The sequence below is a fragment of the Actinomycetota bacterium genome (assembly GCA_030017835.1).
Lineage (GTDB): Bacteria > Actinomycetota > Aquicultoria > UBA3085 > Oleimmundimicrobiaceae > Yes70-04.
Genome location: JASEGU010000045.1, coordinates 1 through 4,160 on the forward strand (window position 1 = coordinate 1; position 4,160 = coordinate 4,160).

Below are 4,160 nucleotides of genomic sequence, written 5' to 3' on the forward strand. Positions count from 1 at the left end.
CCTTTATTGCACAACTATTGGTCAAACCAGTACCAGATGTATAGGAATTACCAAAGGATTTGACAGCGGCCCTAAAAGGGCACAAACTCTAATCAAAGGAGGTGATCACATGGAGACTAAATCAAAATTTTCCGAATCCTCGGTCCTTGGGATAATCTATACCCTAGTTCTTGCCGCTATCTTGGCCGTTTTTGTGGGCATTGCCTTAAATACCTTCTATCCCGCTCCCGAATACTCGGAATATCCGAGGGAAGAACTGGTCCAGTATGGGGAGGATAATAAACCTCTAACCGAAAAAGACCGGGCCAACGAAAAGATAAATAATGAAAGAAGGGTGGCCTTCGAGAAAGAGGTAGAGAAGCATGAAGTGGCCTACAAGGAGTGGATGGCGGTTGCCAGCATAGTGATATTCATAGCGGCCACGCTTCTGGTTGCTCTCGGTCTCTTTCAGTCCGGCAAAGTGCATATCCTGCCAAACGGCATATTGCTTGGCGGCTTTTTTACCCTCCTCTACGGGGTCGGTCTTGGTCTTGCAAGCCAGAGCCGCTACTTGATATTCTTTGTTACCTCGGCCTCTTTGGTAGTCATCTTGGCTGCCGGTTATTTAAAATTTGTAAGGCCCGAAAGACTGATCTCAAAAAATTGAGGCTCTCTTCTGACAGGCGGGCCCCTCAAGATGATGAGGGGCCCGTTTTTTTGTTCCCCTAGCTCAATTGGTGGATCTAATCTAATATATTAATCGACAAGACTTTTTATCCAAGGAGGCATCATGAAGCGGATCGCTCTGACAGAGCATGCAACCAAGGGCGGTTGAGCCGCCAAACTGGGTCCGTGTGACCTTAAGGCAGTGCTTGCTGAGCTGAATATTAAAGCTGACGAAAAGCTCCTTCGCGGCATCGAGGGGGCGGAAGATGCCGCCGTCTATAAGCTGACCGATGAGATCGCCCTCGTCCAGACGGTCGATTTCTTCACGCCCATCGTAGATGACCCTTACCTCTTTGGTCAAATCGCGGCAGCCAACGCCCTAAGCGATATCTACGCCATGGGGGCAGATCCCATAACCGCTTTAAACATCGTAACCTTCAACTTAGATCTCGGTCTGGACGTTCTTTCCGAGATAATCAGGGGCGGAAGCGATAAGGCAACCGAGGCCGAGGCCCTGATCGTCGGCGGTCATACGGTCGAAGACGATGAGCCGAAATACGGCCTGGCGGCAACCGGCCTGGTCCACCCTCAAAAATTCTTCTCCAATTCAACCGCTCAAGCGGGCGACCGGCTCATCCTGACCAAACCGCTTGGCATGGGCGTTTTGGCCACGGCCCTAAAGGGCAAGGTGGTGACGGAAGCAGATATTATGGAAGCGATAGACTCGGCAAGGACCTTAAATAGGGGGGCCTCGCTGGCCATGCGGCAGGCTAGGGCAAATTCAGCTACCGACATTACCGGCTTTGGTCTCCTTGGGCATTTGGCCGAGATGATGCGCGGGAGTCATAAGTCAGCCAAGATATACTCCAAAGACATTCCCATTTTTGATAGGGTTATCGAGCTTGCCGAGATCGGAATGGTTCCGGGCGGCGCCCATTCAAACAAGAAATATGTGGGTGAGATGGTGAGCTTTAGCCCAGAGTTTTCGGCCGTGATGGCCGACATCCTCTTCGATCCCCAGACTTCCGGCGGTCTTCTAATATCGATAGCTTCGGATAAAGTTGATCTCTTGATGGAGGAGTTGGCCAAGCGGAAAGTCCCCGGCTGGCAGGTCGGTGAAGTTTTCGAGGGGGAAGAGCCCAAAATAGAGGTAGTTTAAAGGGCGCTCTCAGGCTTTTGTGTCGTAAGGTGATAAGAATAATGGTTTATTGAGGCAGAAAACTACAATTTTAGAGGAGGCAGAAATGGGAAAGAGCGGTATGGCAAAGATTTTGGCGTGGACGATAATTGTTCAGCTCAGCTTTCATTGCGTCGTGCGCTGGGCAAGATGGAACCGTAACCCCTCCTCCCAGCCCGATGGGCGGTCAAGCCTTAGTCCAGGAGCGCTGCACCATTTGTCATGGGCTTGGACAGATAACGCAAGCTAAAAAGAGCAAAGAAGAATGGCAGGCAACGGTTGAACACATGGTGGAGAAGGGCGCTATTTTAAGCTCGGCGGAACAAGAAGAGGTTGTCCAGTATCTTTCTGGGACTTATACCAACTGATCAGTCTTTATTTTCCATTGGTCAACGAGCAAGGAGGTAGTGATGTCGAGTCATTCCAGCAAAGGCGGGTATTTCTATGCCGCTCTGATCGGGGCGGTTATCGGTGGGATCATCGTTGCCACCATGACCGAGGCCATTCCAGAGATGGTGCCCAAGATGATGGAGAAAATGAAAGAGAAGATGAAGGAGATGGGCTGCGATCCGGAGAAGATGTGCGGCCAAATGAAAAAGGATGAAGGCGGGGTCTAAGATGGAAAAGATAGATTACAAAAAGGAGCTCAAAGAGCTGTATAATTCGTCAGTCAAGGAGGTAAGCTTGGTTGATGTGCCCAAGATGAACTTTCTGATGATAGACGGCAGCGGCGATCCAAATACCGCAAAATCCTTCAGCGAAGCCCTCGAAGCCCTCTTTTCTCTCTCCTACGCCATAAAATTTATGATCAAGAAGGGTAAAGAAGCCCTCGATTTTGCCGTCATGCCCTTGGAGGCTCTCTGGTGGGCCGATGATGTGATGAAGTTTGCCGCCGGTAAAAAAGATGATTGGTACTGGACCGTCATGGTCATGCAACCGGGTTTTGTGACCGAGGCCCAAGTCAAAGAGGCGATGGGAGAGGTCAAAAAGAAGAAGGAACTCCCCGCGCTTGAACTGGTCCGCTTTGAGTCATTTACCGAAGGCAAGGCCGCTCAGATAATGCACATCGGGCCCTTCTCCGAGGAAGGCCCAACCATCGAGAGGGTTCATAGGTTTATCAAAGATAATGGCTTTAAGCTCTCCGGCAAGCATCACGAGATATACTTGAGCGACACCAGGCGGACCGCTCCAGAAAAATGGAAGACGATAATCCGCCAGCCCTTTGAGATGTAGTTGTTTGAACTGGCTAAAATAGATATTGGAGGCAATGTTATGGAAAAGAGAGATATTTTAACAAAGGCTCTTGCAACAGTCGGCACCATCTTAATCTGGTTTCCGATTCTCGCCCCCATCCTGCTTACCATCATTTTTTTCATTGCAAGGGGGCTACTTAGGTTCGATTTTCTCATGCCGGCAGAGCTCTTTCTTTTTGCTCTGACCGGTGGGGTTCTACTCTTCTTCGCGGCGGGCAGAGCAGGTCTCAACAGAAAGCTTATCGCTTCGAGCCTTGCCATAGCCATAGGCGCGCTCTTTGCGGCCCAGGGGCTAGCCGTCGTCACGGGCCTCGCTTCCGGCAGAATTCGCCCCACCGGCTTCTGGTTTGTGGTCGTCCTCTTACTCCTTGCGGTCTATATTTTTGCCCTAATCGCCTTGGGCGCCGGCGGAATATCGCTTTTGCGGGATCTTGCCAAAAAGACCACCGCCCAGGGCAATACCCCTTAAGCGGCTTAAATAAAGGTCCAATTTTAGGAGGTAATATCACGAAAAAATTCTACGCTCTGCTGATCAGAGGGGCTTTTCAAGAAGCATTTTGGAGGGAAGAAAAGGTAAACCAGATGCGGGTATAAAAAAAGGGGAAAATCATTTTGCGAAGAATTTTTATAGCATATTGCCAAACTTGTTATTTTGAAAAGTAGATGAGGTTTTGGACATGATCGAGGTATCGAAAGAATCATCAAAGATAATGCAGGTTACAAGCCTTTTAAGAACCAAAGTCCCCGATCCGGTCATCTCTTACAAGAATCTGCGAAGGCTGATAGGAATCTTGGGAATGCTCCTTCCCCTCGTCTGCTATCTGGGCGGGCGCCTGTTTTCGGGCCTTACCCTACAGCGCTCGATAAGCTTCTATTACTACACAAACGCGGGCGATCTCTTCGTCGGGCTCTTGGTGGCTGTAGCCATGTTCATGGTCACCTACCAGGGCTATGAGGTGATAGACGACGTTGTTTCAAGCGTAATCGGCTTTATGGCCCTTGGAATAGCCATCTTCCCCTGCCTCTTTTCGGAGTCGGTCAGAAGAAACAAGGTGGCCATCAAGGGGCCGATAACCACTCCGGTC

Annotated in this window: 7 protein-coding genes; all 7 read left to right on the forward strand. The window is 50.0% G+C overall.

What is annotated here, in order from left to right:
• Positions 1-109 precede the first annotated feature (109 nt).
• Positions 110-646, forward strand: a complete 537-nt coding sequence (locus QMD53_06860) for a hypothetical protein (protein MDI6800358.1) — start codon at positions 110-112, stop codon at positions 644-646.
• Positions 647-769: 123 nt separating this feature from the next.
• Positions 770-1,804, forward strand: a complete 1,035-nt coding sequence (selD, locus tag QMD53_06865) for a selenide, water dikinase SelD (protein MDI6800359.1) — start codon at positions 770-772, stop codon at positions 1,802-1,804.
• Between the two features lie 128 nt (positions 1,805-1,932).
• On the forward strand, positions 1,933-2,190 hold the full coding sequence (locus QMD53_06870) for a hypothetical protein (protein MDI6800360.1): 258 nt from the start codon (positions 1,933-1,935) through the stop codon (positions 2,188-2,190).
• A 42-nt stretch (positions 2,191-2,232) separates the two neighbouring features.
• Complete coding sequence (locus QMD53_06875; protein ID MDI6800361.1) at positions 2,233-2,439, forward strand: hypothetical protein; 207 nt, start codon at positions 2,233-2,235, stop codon at positions 2,437-2,439.
• Between the two features lies 1 nt (position 2,440).
• Positions 2,441-3,055: a GyrI-like domain-containing protein gene (locus QMD53_06880; GenBank protein MDI6800362.1), complete on the forward strand. Its 615-nt coding sequence runs from the start codon at positions 2,441-2,443 to the stop codon at positions 3,053-3,055.
• Positions 3,056-3,094: 39 nt separating this feature from the next.
• Positions 3,095-3,544 carry a hypothetical protein gene (locus tag QMD53_06885; protein MDI6800363.1) on the forward strand — a complete coding sequence of 150 codons (450 nt, stop codon included), beginning with the start codon at positions 3,095-3,097 and terminating at the stop codon, positions 3,542-3,544.
• A 208-nt stretch (positions 3,545-3,752) separates the two neighbouring features.
• The coding region (locus QMD53_06890) for a hypothetical protein (GenBank protein ID MDI6800364.1) at positions 3,753-4,160 on the forward strand (408 nt) is incomplete at its 3' end.

What these genes read in the sequence shown, in the direction of transcription:
- QMD53_06860 (MDI6800358.1), top strand. Translation starts at nt 110, where the DNA reads ATGGAGACTAAATCAAAATTTTCCGAATCCTCGGTCCTTGGGATAATC.
- QMD53_06880 (MDI6800362.1), top strand. Translation starts at nt 2,441, where the DNA reads ATGGAAAAGATAGATTACAAAAAGGAGCTCAAAGAGCTGTATAATTCG.
- QMD53_06885 (MDI6800363.1), top strand. Translation starts at nt 3,095, where the DNA reads ATGGAAAAGAGAGATATTTTAACAAAGGCTCTTGCAACAGTCGGCACC.
- QMD53_06875 (MDI6800361.1), top strand. Translation starts at nt 2,233, where the DNA reads ATGTCGAGTCATTCCAGCAAAGGCGGGTATTTCTATGCCGCTCTGATC.